Origin of the sequence: Nonomuraea sp. NPDC049028, from assembly GCF_043197735.1 — a bacterium.
In the GTDB taxonomy this organism is placed as follows: domain Bacteria; phylum Actinomycetota; class Actinomycetes; order Streptosporangiales; family Streptosporangiaceae; genus Nonomuraea.
On sequence record NZ_JBICTR010000006.1, the window covers coordinates 505,971 to 520,772 of the forward strand.

Annotated in this window: 19 protein-coding genes; 14 read left to right on the forward strand and 5 right to left on the reverse strand. The window is 70.8% G+C overall.

The annotated features are described in order from the left end of the window. Nucleotides 1-22: 22 nt before the first annotated feature. Genes ACGFJ2_RS25690 through hisF form a run of 8 tightly spaced genes read left to right on the forward strand, consistent with a single transcriptional unit; the run spans nt 23 to nt 4,768 of the window. The gene (locus ACGFJ2_RS25690; protein WP_393472212.1) at nt 23-1,108 is read left to right on the forward strand and encodes a histidinol-phosphate transaminase; all 1,086 of its coding nucleotides are present in this window, start codon (nt 23-25) and stop codon (nt 1,106-1,108) included. Between the two features lie 59 nt (nt 1,109-1,167). Then, the gene (gene hisB / locus ACGFJ2_RS25695; protein ID WP_358181222.1) at nt 1,168-1,761 is read left to right on the forward strand and encodes an imidazoleglycerol-phosphate dehydratase HisB; all 594 of its coding nucleotides are present in this window, start codon (nt 1,168-1,170) and stop codon (nt 1,759-1,761) included. Then, nucleotides 1,758-1,913 carry a hypothetical protein gene (locus ACGFJ2_RS25700; RefSeq protein ID WP_357945477.1) on the forward strand — a complete coding sequence of 52 codons (156 nt, stop codon included), beginning with the start codon at nt 1,758-1,760 and terminating at the stop codon, nt 1,911-1,913. Before hisB ends, ACGFJ2_RS25700 begins: the two co-directional genes overlap by 4 nt. Next, nucleotides 1,907-2,542 carry an imidazole glycerol phosphate synthase subunit HisH gene (gene hisH, locus ACGFJ2_RS25705; protein WP_357945479.1) on the forward strand — a complete coding sequence of 212 codons (636 nt, stop codon included), beginning with the start codon at nt 1,907-1,909 and terminating at the stop codon, nt 2,540-2,542. The genes ACGFJ2_RS25700 and hisH overlap by 7 nt, the downstream gene beginning before the upstream one ends. Beyond that, complete coding sequence (locus tag ACGFJ2_RS25710) at nt 2,535-2,864, forward strand: hypothetical protein (RefSeq protein WP_357945481.1); 330 nt, start codon at nt 2,535-2,537, stop codon at nt 2,862-2,864. The genes hisH and ACGFJ2_RS25710 overlap by 8 nt, the downstream gene beginning before the upstream one ends. After that, entirely contained in the window at nt 2,864-3,586 is a 723-nt protein-coding gene (gene priA / locus ACGFJ2_RS25715) for a bifunctional 1-(5-phosphoribosyl)-5-((5-phosphoribosylamino)methylideneamino)imidazole-4-carboxamide isomerase/phosphoribosylanthranilate isomerase PriA (protein ID WP_357945483.1), read from the forward strand. Before ACGFJ2_RS25710 ends, priA begins: the two co-directional genes overlap by 1 nt. A gap of 28 nt (nt 3,587-3,614) precedes the next feature. Next, nucleotides 3,615-4,010 carry a Rid family hydrolase gene (locus tag ACGFJ2_RS25720; protein WP_357639495.1) on the forward strand — a complete coding sequence of 132 codons (396 nt, stop codon included), beginning with the start codon at nt 3,615-3,617 and terminating at the stop codon, nt 4,008-4,010. Then, the gene (gene hisF / locus ACGFJ2_RS25725) at nt 4,007-4,768 is read left to right on the forward strand and encodes an imidazole glycerol phosphate synthase subunit HisF (protein ID WP_357945485.1); all 762 of its coding nucleotides are present in this window, start codon (nt 4,007-4,009) and stop codon (nt 4,766-4,768) included. The genes ACGFJ2_RS25720 and hisF overlap by 4 nt, the downstream gene beginning before the upstream one ends. A gap of 17 nt (nt 4,769-4,785) precedes the next feature. Here hisF and ACGFJ2_RS25730 read toward each other — a convergent pair whose 3' ends face one another. From ACGFJ2_RS25730 to ACGFJ2_RS25740, 3 genes are all read right to left on the reverse strand, one after another. Continuing rightward, nucleotides 4,786-6,147 carry a glutamine synthetase family protein gene (locus ACGFJ2_RS25730; RefSeq protein ID WP_358181033.1) on the reverse strand — a complete coding sequence of 454 codons (1,362 nt, stop codon included), beginning with the start codon at nt 6,145-6,147 and terminating at the stop codon, nt 4,786-4,788. A 61-nt stretch (nt 6,148-6,208) separates the two neighbouring features. Continuing rightward, nucleotides 6,209-6,370: a hypothetical protein gene (locus ACGFJ2_RS25735; RefSeq protein ID WP_214637633.1), complete on the reverse strand. Its 162-nt coding sequence runs from the start codon at nt 6,368-6,370 to the stop codon at nt 6,209-6,211. 170 nt (nt 6,371-6,540) lie between these two features. Beyond that, a complete protein-coding gene (locus tag ACGFJ2_RS25740; protein ID WP_357945491.1) occupies nt 6,541-7,170 on the reverse strand; it encodes a TIGR03085 family metal-binding protein in 630 nt (209 codons plus the stop codon). Nucleotides 7,171-7,284: 114 nt separating this feature from the next. Here ACGFJ2_RS25740 and ACGFJ2_RS25745 point away from each other — a divergent pair, with 114 nt between their 5' ends. Next, a complete protein-coding gene (locus ACGFJ2_RS25745) occupies nt 7,285-9,066 on the forward strand; it encodes an ABC transporter ATP-binding protein (protein ID WP_393472733.1) in 1,782 nt (593 codons plus the stop codon). A 46-nt stretch (nt 9,067-9,112) separates the two neighbouring features. Beyond that, entirely contained in the window at nt 9,113-10,897 is a 1,785-nt protein-coding gene (locus ACGFJ2_RS25750) for an ABC transporter ATP-binding protein (RefSeq protein ID WP_358181027.1), read from the forward strand. A gap of 41 nt (nt 10,898-10,938) precedes the next feature. Here ACGFJ2_RS25750 and ACGFJ2_RS25755 read toward each other — a convergent pair whose 3' ends face one another. Continuing rightward, a complete protein-coding gene (locus tag ACGFJ2_RS25755) occupies nt 10,939-11,328 on the reverse strand; it encodes an ATP-binding protein (protein WP_357945497.1) in 390 nt (129 codons plus the stop codon). Further along, entirely contained in the window at nt 11,321-12,148 is an 828-nt protein-coding gene (locus ACGFJ2_RS25760) for an MEDS domain-containing protein (RefSeq protein ID WP_393472223.1), read from the reverse strand. Before ACGFJ2_RS25760 ends, ACGFJ2_RS25755 begins: the two co-directional genes overlap by 8 nt. Before the next feature lie 164 nt (nt 12,149-12,312). Here ACGFJ2_RS25760 and ACGFJ2_RS25765 point away from each other — a divergent pair, with 164 nt between their 5' ends. The 4 genes from ACGFJ2_RS25765 to ACGFJ2_RS25780 all read left to right on the forward strand — a co-directional run bounded on the left by ACGFJ2_RS25765 (nt 12,313) and on the right by ACGFJ2_RS25780 (nt 14,752). Next, nucleotides 12,313-12,648, forward strand: coding sequence for an STAS domain-containing protein (locus ACGFJ2_RS25765; RefSeq protein ID WP_225291741.1), 336 nt, complete (start codon nt 12,313-12,315; stop codon nt 12,646-12,648). Between the two features lie 166 nt (nt 12,649-12,814). Further along, nucleotides 12,815-13,165 carry a phosphoribosyl-AMP cyclohydrolase gene (gene hisI / locus ACGFJ2_RS25770; protein WP_358181022.1) on the forward strand — a complete coding sequence of 117 codons (351 nt, stop codon included), beginning with the start codon at nt 12,815-12,817 and terminating at the stop codon, nt 13,163-13,165. Between the two features lie 269 nt (nt 13,166-13,434). Then, the gene (locus ACGFJ2_RS25775; protein ID WP_393472227.1) at nt 13,435-14,049 is read left to right on the forward strand and encodes a Trp biosynthesis-associated membrane protein; all 615 of its coding nucleotides are present in this window, start codon (nt 13,435-13,437) and stop codon (nt 14,047-14,049) included. Nucleotides 14,050-14,179: 130 nt separating this feature from the next. After that, nucleotides 14,180-14,752, forward strand: a complete 573-nt coding sequence (locus tag ACGFJ2_RS25780; RefSeq protein ID WP_358181016.1) for a DUF4190 domain-containing protein — start codon at nt 14,180-14,182, stop codon at nt 14,750-14,752. The last annotated feature ends 50 nt before the right edge of the window (nt 14,753-14,802 follow it).

A 14,802-nucleotide genomic window follows, 5' to 3' on the forward strand; every position in this document is an offset into this window, starting at 1 on the left:
GAATCCCCGCGTGAATCCCCGCGTGAATCTTGACGTGACGCTCGACGACCTGCCGATCCGCGACGACCTGCGGGGCCGCACGCCCTACGGCGCTCCGCAGATCGACGTGCCCGTCAGGCTCAACACCAACGAAAACCCCTACCCGCCCTCCCCGGCCCTGGTCGCCGACCTGGCGGAGGAGGTGCGCGCCAGCGCGGCCGAGCTCAACCGCTACCCCGACAGGGACGCCGAGGCGCTCCGCACCGATCTGGCCGGCTACCTGGGTCACGGGCTGACCAAGGACCAGGTCTGGGCGGCCAACGGCTCCAACGAGATCCTTCAGCAGATCCTGCAGGCGTTCGGCTCCTACGGGCGCACCGCGCTGGGCTTCGAGCCGTCCTACTCGATGCACCCGATCATCACCACCGGCACCAGCACGGAGTGGATCTCGGGGGCCCGTGAGGCCGACTTCTCGCTCGATCCGGACAAGGCGGTCGCCGCGGTCGAGGAGCACCGGCCCGACATCGTGTTCCTGACCTCGCCCAACAACCCGACCGGCACCGCGCTGCCGATGGAGACGATCAGCCGGGTGCTCGACGCGGCCAAGGGCATGGTCGTGGTCGACGAGGCCTACGCGGAGTTCGCTCGGGAAGGCACGCCCTCGGCGCTCACCCTGCTGCCCGCGCACCCGAGGCTGATCGTGACGCGGACCATGTCCAAGGCGTTCGCCATGGCGGGCACCCGTCTGGGCTATCTGGCCGCGCACCCGGCCGTGATCGACGCGCTGCTGCTGGTGCGGCTGCCCTACCACCTGTCGACGCTCACGCAGACGGCGGCCCGCGTGGCGCTGCGGCACCGCGCCGAGTTGCTCGCCACGGTCGACGCGCTCAGGCAGGAGCGCGACGACATCGTGGCCTGGCTGCGCGGTAAGGGGTTGACCGTCGCCGACTCAGACGCCAACTTCGTGCTGTTCGGGCGTTTCACCGATCGGCGGAAGGTGTGGGAGGCCCTGCTGGCGAGCGGTGTGCTCATCCGCGAGGTGGGCCCGCCAGAATGGCTGCGGGTGTCGATCGGCACCGATGAGGAGATGGCGGCGTTCCGCGCCGCCCTGGAGGGAGTCCTGCTGTGAGCGAGCCAACCAACGGAAACGGCGCTTCTGCGGCTCACAGCCCCGACGAAGGTGGGCCGGTGGGCCGGGTCGGTCGCGTCGAGCGCGCGACGAAGGAGACCTCGGTCCTGGTCGAGGTGGGTCTCGACGGCACGGGCCGGGTCGACGTCTCGACCGGGGTCGGCTTCTTCGACCACATGCTGGCGCAGCTCGGCAAGCACGGGCTGTTCGACCTGACCGTCAAGACCGAGGGCGACCTGCACATCGACTCGCACCACACGATCGAGGACACGGCGCTCGCGCTGGGCTCCGCGTTCCGCGAGGCACTGGGCGACAAGTCGGGCATCAGGCGGTTCGGTAATGCGTCGTGCCCGCTGGACGAGTCGCTCGCCGAGGTGACCGTCGACCTGTCGGGCCGGCCCTACCTGGTGCACACCGAGCCCGAGGGCATGGCGCCGATGATCGGGCCCGACTACGACACGACGATGACGCGCCACGTCCTGGAGTCGTTCGTCGCCCAGGCGGCGATCTGCCTGCACGTACGCGTGCCCTATGGCCGCAACGCGCATCACATCGTCGAGGCCCAGTTCAAGGCGCTGGCCAGGGCGCTGCGCGAGGCGTCGGAGTTCGACCCGCGCGCCACGGGCGTGCCGAGCACCAAGGGCGTGCTGTGACCGACAACACGATCGCCATCGTCATGGTGTTCATCGGGCTGTTCCTCATCGGCGGCGTGTTCTCGCTGTTCAGGCAGGGACTCAAGCTCGGCGCCGCCGCCTGCGCGGTCGGCGCCGCGCTGGCGATCACCGCGGGGGTGATGTGGTGGTGAAGAACATCGTCGTGCTCGACTACGGGTCGGGCAACCTGCGTTCGGCCGAGCGGGCCCTGGCCCGGGTGGGCGCCAACGTGACCGTCACCTCCGACTTCACCGCCGCGCTCGAGTGCGACGGCCTGGTCGTGCCGGGCGTCGGCGCGTTCGAGGCGTGCATGACCGGCCTCAAGAGTGTGTACGGCGAGCGGATCATCGGCCGGCGCCTGGCCGGTGGCCGCCCGGTGCTCGGCATCTGCGTCGGCATGCAGATCCTGTTCGCCAGGGGAGTGGAGCACGGGGTCGAGACCGAGGGCTGCGGCGAGTGGCCGGGCACGGTCGAGCGGCTCGACGCTCCCGTCCTGCCGCACATGGGCTGGAACACCGTCAAGGCGCCCGCGGGCAGTGTGCTGTTCGACGGGATCGACGAGGCGACGCGCTTCTACTTCGTGCACTCCTACGGCGTGCGCGAGTGGGAGCTGCACCCGGGTGACGGCTTCGCCGAGCCGCTGGTCACCTGGGCGGAGCACGGCGTGCCGTTCGTGGCGGCCGTGGAGAACGGCCCGCTGATGGCCACCCAGTTCCACCCGGAGAAGTCCGGCGACGCCGGAGCCGCGCTGCTGTCCAACTGGCTCGGCACCCTTGAGTAAGGAGCGGGCGCGCCGCCGGGCCGAGCGTGAGGCGGAGCGGGCGCGCGCGATCCGGCTCAACGAGGCACGGCAGGCGCGGTCCGCGCGCCGCCGCGCCTTACTCGGTCGGCTGGTCCCGCGCCCGGTCCGGATCGCCCGCCAGGGCGGCCTGCTCGCCCGCCGCCGCCGAGGCCAGAACGCCGTGGTGGCCCTGCTGTTCGTGCTGGTCCAGGTGGTGGCGTGGCTGGTGTGGGGCGCGCCGCTCCTGAGCCTGGCCGTGTTGGTGTTTTCCCTGCTGCTGGCACCTGTTGTCATGACTCTCGCTTTCGACCGGAGGACCTGATGTCGCTCGTATTGCTCCCTGCCGTGGACGTCGCGGACGGTCAGGCCGTACGCCTCGTCCAGGGTGCGGCCGGGACCGAGACCGGCTACGGCGAGCCGCTCGCCGCGGCGCTGGCCTGGCAGGAGGCGGGCGCGGAGTGGATCCACCTGGTCGACCTCGACGCCGCCTTCGGCCGGGGTTCCAACCGGGAGCTGCTCACCGACCTGATCGGCCGGCTGGACGTGAACGTGGAGCTGTCGGGCGGCATCCGTGACGACGCCTCGCTGGCCGCGGCGCTGGCCACCGGTTGCCGCCGGGTCAACATCGGCACAGCCGCGCTGGAGAACCCCGAATGGTGCCGCCGTGTCATCGCCGAGCACGGTGACAAGATCGCCGTCGGGCTGGACGTACGCGGCACGACGCTGGCCGCCCGCGGCTGGACCGAGGAGGCCGGGGACCTGTGGGAGGTGCTCGAACGCCTGGAGGCCGACGGCTGCCCCCGCTACGTGGTCACCGACGTCACCAAGGACGGCACCCTGCGCGGACCCAACCTGGACCTGCTTCGCGCGGTCTGCGAGCGCACCGACAAGCCGGTGGTGGCCAGCGGCGGCGTCTCCTCTCTTGACGACCTGGTCGCGCTGGCTTCGCTGGTGCCCGACGGCGTGGAGGGTGCCATCGTGGGCAAGGCCCTTTACGCTCAAGCTTTCACGCTGGAGAGCGCGCTGATCGCGGTACGCGCTTAGTTCCTCGGGAGGGGGCGTGATGGGCAGCATGAGTATGGAAAGCACCGGACCAAGGGTGTTCTCCGGAGGCATCTGGGAAGAGAGATACGGCTACGCGAGGGCGGTGGTCGTCGGTGACCGGGTGATCGTGTCCGGGTGCACCGCCACCGTCGACGGCGAGGTACGTCACCACGGTGACGCCTACCTGCAGAGCAGAACGGCCATGGACATCGCCCTCGAAGCGGTCGCGATGGGCGGCCTGAGCAGGGAGGACGTCGTCATGGTCCGCTACTATGTGGTCGAGCACGGCCACTTCGACCAGGTCGGGCGGGCGATCGGCGAGGTGTTCGGGCGGGTGCGTCCCGCCTGCACCGGCGTCCGCGTCGCCGGGCTGGTCGATCCCCACATGCTGGTCGAGATCGAGATAGAGGCGCTTCGGGCATGACGGTAGCCGTACGGGTGATCCCGTGCCTGGACGTGGACGCGGGGCGCGTGGTCAAGGGCGTCAACTTCGCCAACCTGCGCGACGCGGGCGACCCGGTCGAACTGGCCAGGCGCTACGACGCCGAGGGGGCCGACGAGCTGACCTTCCTCGACATCACCGCCTCGTCGGGCGAGCGCGACACCATGCTCGACGTGGTGCGCAGGACCGCCGAGCAGGTGTTCATCCCGCTGACCGTGGGCGGCGGCATCCGCTCGGTCGACGACGTCAACACGCTGCTGCGCGCGGGAGCCGACAAGGTGTCGTTCAACACCGCCGCCATCGCCCGGCCCGAGCTGCTCACCGAGGCGTCGCGGCGCTTCGGCGCGCAGTGCGTGGTGCTGTCGGTCGACGCGCGGCGGGCGCCGGGCACCGAGAGCGGCTTCGAGGTGACCACGCACGGCGGGCGCCGCGGCACCGGCATCGACGCGGTCGAGTGGGCCGCGCGCGGTGAAGAGCTCGGCGTCGGCGAGATCCTGCTCAACTCGATGGACGGCGACGGCACGCTCGACGGTTACGACCTCGAGCTGCTGCACGCGGTCAGGGCCGCGGTCCGGGTGCCGGTGATCGCCAGCGGCGGCGCCGGGCGGCTGGAGGACTTCCCTCCGGCGGTCGCGGCCGGCGCCGACGCGGTGCTGGCGGCGAGCGTGTTCCACTTCGGGACGTTGAAGATCTCCGAGGTCAAGGACACGCTCCGGATGGCCGGCCACCCGGTCCGCTAGAACCTGCGGACGGTCGGCTAGAACACCCGCATGTGGTGGAACAGCTCATAGGAGGCGTCCTTGGCCGCGAACGCGGCGGCCTCGGACCGCTTCACGGCCAGATACGCGCTACGCCGTAGCGGGCCGAGCGCCTCCATGAGCACCTCGTCCGCCTCCAGGGCGTCGAGCGCCTCCTCCAGTGAGGCGGGCAGGCGCGGGTAGCGGCCGGGCCGCGTGTCGGGGTCGACGTCGACCGCCTCGCCGGGGTCCAGCTTGCGCCGGATCCCGTCGAGCCCGGCGTGGATGACCGCGCCGAGCGACAGGTACGGGTTGGCCGAGGAGTCGGACGGCTTGAGCTCCAGGTTCGGCTCGCCGCTCTCGCCGAGCGGCGAGCAGACCCGGATCGCGGCCTCCCGGTTGTCGGGGCCGTAGACGGCGTAGGCGCTGGCCCACGTGCGCGGCGCCAGCCGCCGGAAGCCGTTGACGCTGCCGCAGGTCAGCGCGGTCAGAGCGGGCAGGTGGGCGATCAGGCCGCCGATGAAGCCCGCCCGCAGCTCGCCGTCGTCGGCGAAGACGTTCTGGGTGTCGTTCCACAGGGACAGGTGCAGGTGGGCCCCGTTGCCCGCCTGGTCGGCCAGCGGCTTGGGGGCCAGTGACGCCCACATCGACATGCGCATCGCGACCCCGCGCACGGTCTCGCGGTAGAGGACGTGGTTGTCGGCGGCCCGTAGCGCGGGCGCGTGGCGTACGGACAGCTCCTGCTGGCCCGGCCCGAGCTCCGGGTGGTAGTGCTCGACGTGCAGGCCCTGCGTCTCCAGGGCGCGGATCAGCTTGATCGTGTAGTCGTGGGCGGTGTCGAAGCCGGTGGCGGCGTAGCAGAGCGTGTCGTCGAGCGGCACCAGCCGGTCGAAGCCGCCCGTAGGGTCGGGCAACCGCCGGCCGAGCGTGAACTCCGGCTCGAAGGCGGCCAGCAGGGTGTAGCCCTCGTCCGCCAGCGCGCCGACCGCGTCCTTGAGGAAGGTGCGTGCGCAGGCCGCCCAAGGTGAGCCGTCCGGCTCGCGGAGATCTGAGAGCATCGCCGCGGCGCCGGGGGCGTGGGGGAGCGGGACGAAGGTAGAGGGATCGGGGACGATGCGCACCTCGCCCACCGGACCCAGGTGCTCGACCTCCTGCAACTGGTCGAGCATGTTCATCGCCATCATCGCCACCGTGTGCCCGATCCCGGTGTTGAGCCGCTCGGCGAGTCGCGACCGGGATGCCGCTTTCCCACGGATGACGCCTCCGTGGTCGGCGTACAGGAAGCGGACCAGCTCGATCCCCTCGATCTCGGCGCGTTCGAGGACGCGCCGGGCGTGGGGATCAGGCTGATTGAGTTTGGTGACGCTCGGACGATCTCTCATTCTGCCTGCGTAACACGATCTGGCATCGTGGGGAAGCGTCTAGCGCAGACAGAACCACACCTCAGGTCAGCACATTGGTAAAGAAGACAGCCAACTGGTTGGCGCCATGAACGATCCCGTCGAACACGCCGTTAACCGCGGATGCGGCCTGGGCCGGCCGGGTGAACAGGTAGAAAATCACGAACGCCACTAGAACGTACGTGACCACCTTCTTGACCTGCATGGGGGCCTCCTGCAGTCCATTCCCAGCCGTATATACCCGGATCTGGGCGATCCTTGGCATCTTCTGTGAAGACGTTCCTTGATCCTAACCGGGGGGCTTGTTTCTCACGCCATGGTAAGGCCAAGAGGTATCGCCGAGGCCCCTACGGAACCCCGGAAGTTGGTGCGCCATCACATGCCCAGCTTGGCGTTCTTGAGCCGGGCGACGGCGTCGGCATCGCCCGCCAGTTCGACCCTGGCGTGCTCCTGACGCCCGAAGCAGAACAGCAGCAGCTCGCCCGCCCGGCCCGTCACCTCCACCTTCGGGCCCTGCTGCGCGCCGCCCAGCGTCACGCCGCCGCCCAGGCGGTGCAGCACCACGCCCACGGGTGATCGGCGCAGCATCAGCCGTCCGCCGCCGGCCACCCGCTTCCACATGATCTGTTCCAGATCGGCGGGCAGCTCGCGCGGCTCCCACTCCGGCTGCGCGCGGCGCACGTCCTCGTGGTGGACGAAGAACTCCAGGGTGTTGACGGCGTTGTCGAGGAAGGGGAGCACGCCGTACACGCCGCCCGGCTTGCGGACCAGGTCGACCAGCTCGGGGTAGGAGTGCTTGGCCTTCAGCCCCTCCTGCACCGAGGCCGTGTAGCCGGCCAGCGGTTTGAGGGCGATGCCGCCCATGGCGTCGGGCCGGCGCTCGCGCAGGACCAGGTGGGCGGCCATGTCATAGGTGTTCCAGCCCGTGCAGAGCGTCGGCGCGTCCGGGCCGAGCCGGTCGAGCAGGTCGCACAGCGCGGCGCGTTCGCTACGAGCGTGAGTCACCCGGCCAACCCTACCCGCGGGAATAACGTGTTGATCGCCAGTGATAGTGACATATGTAGAAATGGGCGGGGAAAGGAAAATTTGCGAGTGGCGACCAAGGTCACCTCGGCTGTCATGCGTCAAGGGCTGCGCGTCCTTGGGGTGGCCGTCCGTACGGAGAAGGCGGTGTTCGCCGCGGCCGTCCTGGCCAGCGCGCTCTACGGTGGCATGACCGTGGCGTCCGCCTGGGCGCTCGGCTGGGCCACCCAGAACGTCGTACTCCCCGCCTTCGACAAGGGCGACACCGCCGCGGGCGCGCTCTGGACCGGCGTGCTGCTCATCATGGGCGCGGCGCTGCTCAAATCCATCGGCGTGGCGGGCCGCCGCATCCTGGCCGGGCTGATGCAGTACCGCATGCAGGCCCGTTCGCGGCGCGCGGTCACCAGGCAGTACCTGCGGCTGCCCCTGTCGTGGCACCACCAGCACCCGACCGGGCAGCTGCTGTCCAACGCCAGCGCCGACGCCGAGGCGGCCTGGGCGCCGCTCGCGCCGCTGCCCATGGCCGTCGGCGTGATCGTCATGCTGTTCACCGCGGCGATCGGGATGCTGCTCACCGACCCCGTGCTCGCGCTGGTGGGCTTCCTGATCTTCCCGGCCATCGCCGTACTGAACCTGATCTACCAGCGCCGCCTGAGTCCGCTGGCCACCCGCGCGCAGCAGTTGCGCGCGGAGGTCAGCGAGATCGCGCACGAGAGCTTCGACGGCGCGCTGGTCGTCAAGACGCTCGGCAGGGAGGCGATGGAGACCGAGCGCTTCCGGCGGCGCGCGCACGAGCTGCGTGACGCGAACATCGCCGTCGGGCGGGTGCGCGGACTGTTCGACCCCCTGCTGGAGGCCCTGCCCACGCTCGGCGTGCTCGCGGTGCTCGGCGTCGGCGCGCTGCGGCTGTCCACCAACTCGATCGACTCCGGCGAGCTGGTGCAGGTCGCCTACCTGTTCACGCTGCTGTCCTTCCCCATCCGGGCGCTCGGCTGGGTGCTGGCCGAGCTGCCGCGCAGCGTCGTCGGCTGGGAGAGGGTGCAGGCCGTACTGGAGGCCGAGGGGTCCATGGAGTACGGCGAGGTCGCGCTCAGCGAGGCCCGGCCCGCCAAGCTGGAGGTCTCGGACGTCTCCTACGCCTACGGCGCCGACGAGGTGCTGCACGACGTCACCTTCGACGTGCCGGCCGGCGGCACCGTCGCGCTGGTGGGGCCGACCGGGTCCGGCAAGTCGACGCTGGTGCAACTGCTCGTGCGGCTGGTCGACCCGGCTTCCGGACAGGTGCTGCTCGACGGCGTCGACGTGCGCCGGCTCGCCTACGGCGGGCTGGCCGAATCCGTCGCGCTGGTGCCGCAGCAGACGTTCCTGTTCGACGACACCGTGCGCGGCAACATCGCGCTCGGGCTGGACACCGACGACGCGGACGTGTGGGCGGCGCTGCGCCTGGCCCAGGCCGACGGGTTCGTCGCCAAGCTCGCTTCGGGACTCGACACCCGCGTCGGCGAACGCGGCACGTCGCTGTCCGGCGGCCAGCGCCAGCGCCTCGCGCTGGCCCGCGCGGTCGTCCGCCGCCCGCGCCTGCTCATCCTCGACGACGCCACCTCCAGCGTCGATCCGCAGGTCGAGGCCAAGATCCTGTACGGCCTGCGCGACGCGGCGTCGAGCGTCGTGGTCGTGGCCTACCGGATGGCCACGATCGCGCTGGCCGACGAGATCGTCTACCTGGACCGGGGGCGGGTCGTCGACCGGGGCGGCCACGAGGAGCTGCTGGAGCGCTGCGAGGGCTACCGGAACCTGGTGACCGCCTACGAGCGGGAGGAGGCCGAACGGGCGGCCATCGAGATTGAGCCCATCGAGGAAGAAGAGGTCAGCGCATGAGCGTCGGGCAGGGGATCCCCGGCAACACCGGGCGGGAAGTCAGCGCATGAGCGTGGAACAGGGCATCCGCGGCAACGCCGAGCGGTCGGCGCTGGCCACGATCCGCCAGGGGTTCTCGCTCACGCCGGAGTTCCGCAGCGGCCTGGCCGGGACGCTGGCGCTGGCCGTCATCGCCACCGGCGGCAAGATCATCGTGCCGATCGCGGTGCAGCAGACCATCGACACCGGCCTCAAGGGCGGCACCCCCGACCTGCCGTACATCTGGCGGGCCGTCGCCCTGTGCGCCGCCGCCGTGATCCTGACCGCCCTCGCCGGATATGTCATGAACGTTCGCCTCTACAAGGCGACCGAGTCCTCACTGGCCACCCTGCGGGTCCGCGGCTTCCGCCACGTGCACGACCTGTCCGTCCTCACCCAGAACACCGAGCGCCGCGGCGCCCTCGTCTCCCGCGTCACCAACGACATCGACCAGATCAGCACGTTCATGCAATGGGGCGGGCTGATGATCATCGTGGCGTTCGGCCAGGTGCTCGTGGCCAGCGTGCTGATGTTCATCTACTCCTGGCAGCTCACACTGCTGGTCTGGGCCTGCTTCATCCCGCTGGTGATCGCGCTGCCGCGCTTCCAGCGCTGGCTGTCCGGCGCCTACACCACCGTCCGCGAGCGGACCGGCGACATGCTCGCCGCCGTCAGCGAGTCCGTCGTCGGCGCCGCGGTCATCAGGGCGTACGCCTCCGAGCGGCGCACCGCCGACCGCATCGACACCGCCGTCGACGCCAACAGGTCCGCGCAGATCAAGGCGCAGACGATCGTCGGGTTCGTCTTCCCGCTGACCGAGATCGTGGCCGCGGTGGCCATCTCCGGGATCGTCCTGCTCGGGGTGCGGCTCGGGCTGTCGGGCGAGATCACGGCCGGGCGACTGGTGGCGTTCCTGTTCCTGGTCACGTTGTTCGTCTCGCCCCTGCAGACGGCCACCGAGGTGCTGAACGAGGCCCAGAACGCGGTCGCCGGCTGGCGGCGCATCCTCGGCGTCCTCGACACCCCGCCGGACGTGGCCGACCCCGGCGACTCCGGCGTGGACCTGCCGCGCGGCCCGATCTCCGTCGCCTTCGAGGACGTGCACTTCAACTACCCCGGCGGCGTCCCCGTACTGCGCGAGGTCACGCTGTCCATCCCGCCGCGCTCGCGCATCGCGATCGTGGGCGAGACCGGCTCCGGCAAGACCACGTTCGCCAAACTGCTCACCCGGCTCATGGACCCGGTCGCGGGCCGCGTCACCGTCGACGGCCACGACCTGCGCGACGTGCGCTTCTCCTCGCTGCGCGAGCGCATCGTGATGGTGCCGCAGGACGGCTTCCTGTTCGACGGCACCCTGGAGCAGAACGTCCGCTACGGCAAGCCCGCCGCCACGCGCGAGGAGATCCTGCTGGCCTTGACCGAGCTCGGCCTGGCCGACTGGCTGGAGGGCCTGCCCGCCGGCCTCGACACCCCGGTGGGCCAGCGCGGCGAGTCGCTCTCGGCGGGCGAACGCCAGCTCGTCGCGCTCGCCCGCGCCTACCTGGCCGACCCCGACCTGCTGCTGCTCGACGAGGCCACTTCGGCGGTCGACCCGGCGACGGAGGTACGACTGGCGCGGGCGCTCGAAGGCGTCACCAGGGGGCGGACGGCCATCTCGATCGCGCACCGGCTGTCGACGGCCGAGAACGCGAACGAGGTGCTCGTCTTCGACGTGGGGCGGCTGGTGCAGCGGGGGCCGCACGCCGAGCTGGTGACCGAGCCGGGCGTCTACGCCGACCTGCACGCCTCCTGGGTGTCGGCCGCCCACTCGTAGCGTGTTGTTCTTTTGGTGCGATTCTTTTGGTGCGATCGGGCTCATTCCCGGGCGGCGGCGAAGCGTACGCTGGTGCCGCCCGGGCCGGAGACGACCGTGACCTGGTCGCACAGCAGCCTGGTCAGCCACAACCCGCGCCCGCGCGGCTCGTACCCCGGCGGAGTGTGAGAGGCGCCCGTCCAGCCGGGCGGCAGGCCCGGCCCCTCATCGGTCACCTCGCACCAGAGCCGGTCGTCGTGCCACCACAGCCGTAGCCGTCCGCTGCCGCCGCCGTGCAGCACGGCGTTCGTGGTGATCTCGTTGACCGCCAGCACGAAGTCCTCCAGCCTCTTGCCCGCCAGACCCTCCCCGGCCGCGCGCTCGGTGACCAATCTGCGCAGGGCAGTGATCCGCCCTTGCGCGAACCCCGTACAGAGGACCTGTCTACCCATCGACGGCCCGGCGGACGGCGATGACCTCGTCGGCCCTGATCAGCCGCAGCACGCGCGCGACCGTCCCGCGGCACACCACCACCGTGCGATGGTGGTGGGCGGCGGCGCGTGCCAGCGCTGTCAGAGCGAGCAACTGGGCCGACCCGGCGTCGATGAAGTCGAGCCCCGTCGCGTCGATGACCACCTCGGCCGCCACCGCCTCCAACTGGGTCAGTACCGAGGCGAACGCCAGCCGGTTGGTGATGTCGATGTCACCCGACAGCAGCAGCCCCGGCTGCGGGCGCATGTTGACGAACCGCAGCAGCGCCTGCCCCGGCGCGATCGGATGGATTGCCGCCGCCCGGTTGACGGCCGCGGCCGAGTAGAGTCCGCGATCGTACTGGCACACGGCCGCCAGCCACCGCTCACCGAACAGCGCGTTGACCGCCGCCTCGAACCCCTCCCGCCCCGCCGCGTCCCGCACCCCCCACGCCGCGTCGACCAGCGCGTAGACTCCGCGATGCCCCTGCTCCCTGGCCTGCTCGCCGGCCGCGACCAGCACGCCCAGCAGCCACGCGGGCCCGTCCGCGCCCGCGCACGCCGTGATCTCGACCCGCCCCGCCGCCTCCGCCGCGGCCAGCCCCGGCACGAGCGGCGCCAGCCACTCCCGCGTCCGCTCCGGCGTGTCGGTGTGGGTGATGATCATCACTTTGGTCCGGCGGCGCAGCCCGTTCGCCGTGAACGCCCTGGTCGCGGCCATCCGCTCCCGATCACCCTGGAACGGCAGGCAGACGTGATCGCCCAGGTCGGGATCGAGGACGGAACCCGCGACGTCCACCACGAGCGTCCCTCCCCCTGCCGTGCGTCTGCCGGGCGTCGCACAGAAAATACTCCGCCGCGCATCATTACGTAATGCGTTCTTCGCAAAACCCTCGGTAACGTGGCGCGTCCCGGTGTACCTTTTCCGCGGGGGCCGCTAGTGGCGGAGTCATGAGGAGCATGGGCGTGGATGTGCTGGAGATGACGCGGCGCCGACATGGCGAGCTCGTGGTCGTCAGCCTCGCGGGCGAGGTCGACGCGGACAACGTGTCAAAGGTCCGCAAATGTTTCGACGAGGCGGTCGCGACACACGGGCCGCGCCTGGTCGTCGACCTGAGCAACCTGACCTTCATCGACACATCGGGCTTGGGGGTGCTGGTTCGCCAGCTTGCCGCTCTGCGGGATCGCGACGGCACCATGGCGCTGATCGCCACGGACGGCCAGGTCCTGAGGCGCCTGCGCCGGACCAACATCGCACCACTGTTCCCGATCTACGAGACGCTGTCACAGGCACTCGACTAGATCCTCGGGGGCGGTGCCCCGGACCGTCACAGGGATTTCAGGGCGGTCGTGTGACGAACCGCCCGGGTCGCCGCACCAGTGATCGGCGGCCTGGCCAGAGTGCCGGAACTGCGGCTGTGCCACCGTCGATTCGGGGAGCGGCCGCTCCGGCTGGTTGAATGACGACATGTCCCTTGACCCCAAGATCGCCGCGCGACTCAAGCGCAACGGCGACGGGCTGGTGCCCGCGATCGTCCAGCAGTACGACTCGGGCGAAGTGCTGATGCTCGCCTGGATGGACGACGAGGCGCTGCATCGCACCCTCACCACCGGCCGGGCCACCTACTGGTCGCGCAGCCGGGGGGCCTACTGGGTGAAGGGGGATACGTCGGGGCACGTGCAGCACGTCAAGGCGGTGTCGCTCGACTGCGACGGTGACACGGTGCTGCTCAAGGTGAACCAGGTGGGAGCGGCCTGCCACACGGGCGACCACACCTGCTTCGACGCCGACACGCTCGAGGTGACGATCACACCATGACGGCCACCGGACCTGACCCGGACACTGGATCCGAGTCGGTAACCGGATCCGGGTCGGTCACCGGACCTGAACCGGGCGTTGGACCCGGGCCGGTCACTCGCCCCGAGTCGGACGCCCGGCCCGAGTCAGACGCCGCGCCTCGATCAGGCGGTCCGGAATCCGGGTCTCGGGCGGGCGCCATGTCCCGGTCGGATGGCCGGGAGCCCGAGACTCGGTCGGAGGTCGCGTCTGGGACAGGCGGGGCGGCGGCGGGGTCTCAGACGGGTGACGTGTCCGAAGCCGGGGGGCAGAGCAGGGCGGGGGAGCAGGGCGAGTCTCCGGCTGAGGTCGCGGCTCGGCGGGGGCGGCGGGAGTTGACCGCTTGGCTGGTGGTGACGGCGGTCGGCTGTGTGCTGGTGCTGGTCGCCGCGGGTCGGGCGTGGGTGACGAACGTGCGCGGCGCCGGCACAGGGGCTTTGGCCGTGCCGAGCGGTGGTGACCTCAGTCCGGTTCTGACGCCCCTGGCGCTGGCCGGGCTGGCCGGGGTGGTGGCCGTGCTGGCCACCAAGGGAGCCGGTCGCCGGGTCATCGGAGTGCTGCTGGCCTTGTGCGGTGTGGGCGCCGGGCTCGGCGCGTGGCAGGCGGCCGGCGGGAGCGGCGTGCTGAGCTGGCTGCGCGAGCGGAACGTCATGCGCGCGACCGGCGCGATCCAGTGGGACGTGGTGCCGCTCTGGCCCGTGGTGTGCGGCCTCGGGGCGGTGTTGATGGTCGCGGGCGGCGTTGCGGCCGTCGTACGAGGTGGCGCTTGGGGCGGAATGTCCGCCAAGTACACCCGCGAGCGTCCCGAGACCACCGGCGACCGCTCCATGTGGGACGCCCTGGACCGCGGCGACGACCCGACCTAGCCGCGCGCGACCCCTCCCCGTCGCGGGCTCATCACAAAAAGTCCACGGTCTGAACCGTTGCCAGACCGGCGCGCGTTTCGTCAATAAGCTGCCTCTGCAACGGGCCAAGAGGGGATGAGGTGCCAGTGGCATGAGCTACGGGGATCAGGGCAACAGCGGGGGTTACGGCGCGCAGCCGCCCGGCGGAGGCTACGGACAGCCTCCGGGCCAGAGCCAGCCTCCGGCCTACGGCCAGTCTCCCGGCTATGGCCAGTCTCCGGGCTACGGTCAGTCTCCGGGTTACGGTCAGCAGCCCCCGAGCGGTTATTACGGCCAGCAGTCGTCCGGCGACTACGGCTACGGTCAGCAGCCGTCCGGCGAATATGGGTACGGCCAGCAGCCGCCGGGCGCCTACGGGCCACCCGGCTACGGCGCGTACGGGGCCCCGCAGAGGAACACCAGCGGCCTGGCCGTCGCCTCGCTCGTCCTGGGCATCGTCGGGTTGCTGTTCTGCGGCCTGACCAGCATCCCCGGTGCCGTCGTGGGTCACATCGCCCTCAACCGCATCAAGCGCACCGGCGAAGAGGGCCAGGGCATGGCCATGGGCGGCCTGATCACCTCGTACATCACGATTGTGCTCTGGGCGATTCTCTGGCTCGTGTTCGGCGGTATTTGGCTGACCTTCGTGGGGCTCGCGACCGCCACCACGACCGGAAACTACTGACCCGCAGGGCATCCAGTCGGTTACAAATTGTCCGCAACGTGGACGTTATT

Excerpts from the sequence above, each read along its gene's own strand:
- ACGFJ2_RS25735 (WP_214637633.1), bottom strand. The coding sequence starts at position 6,370 with ATGCAGGTCAAGAAGGTGGTCACGTACGTTCTAGTGGCGTTCGTGATT.
- hisI (WP_358181022.1), top strand. The coding sequence starts at position 12,815 with ATGTCCCTTGACCCCAAGATCGCCGCGCGACTCAAGCGCAACGGCGAC.
- ACGFJ2_RS25780 (WP_358181016.1), top strand. The coding sequence starts at position 14,180 with ATGAGCTACGGGGATCAGGGCAACAGCGGGGGTTACGGCGCGCAGCCG.
- ACGFJ2_RS25750 (WP_358181027.1), top strand. The coding sequence starts at position 9,113 with ATGAGCGTGGAACAGGGCATCCGCGGCAACGCCGAGCGGTCGGCGCTG.
- priA (WP_357945483.1), top strand. The coding sequence starts at position 2,864 with ATGTCGCTCGTATTGCTCCCTGCCGTGGACGTCGCGGACGGTCAGGCC.
- ACGFJ2_RS25745 (WP_393472733.1), top strand. The coding sequence starts at position 7,285 with ATGCGTCAAGGGCTGCGCGTCCTTGGGGTGGCCGTCCGTACGGAGAAG.
- ACGFJ2_RS25755 (WP_357945497.1), bottom strand. The coding sequence starts at position 11,328 with ATGGGTAGACAGGTCCTCTGTACGGGGTTCGCGCAAGGGCGGATCACT.
- ACGFJ2_RS25730 (WP_358181033.1), bottom strand. The coding sequence starts at position 6,147 with ATGAGAGATCGTCCGAGCGTCACCAAACTCAATCAGCCTGATCCCCAC.
- ACGFJ2_RS25720 (WP_357639495.1), top strand. The coding sequence starts at position 3,615 with ATGAGTATGGAAAGCACCGGACCAAGGGTGTTCTCCGGAGGCATCTGG.
- hisF (WP_357945485.1), top strand. The coding sequence starts at position 4,007 with ATGACGGTAGCCGTACGGGTGATCCCGTGCCTGGACGTGGACGCGGGG.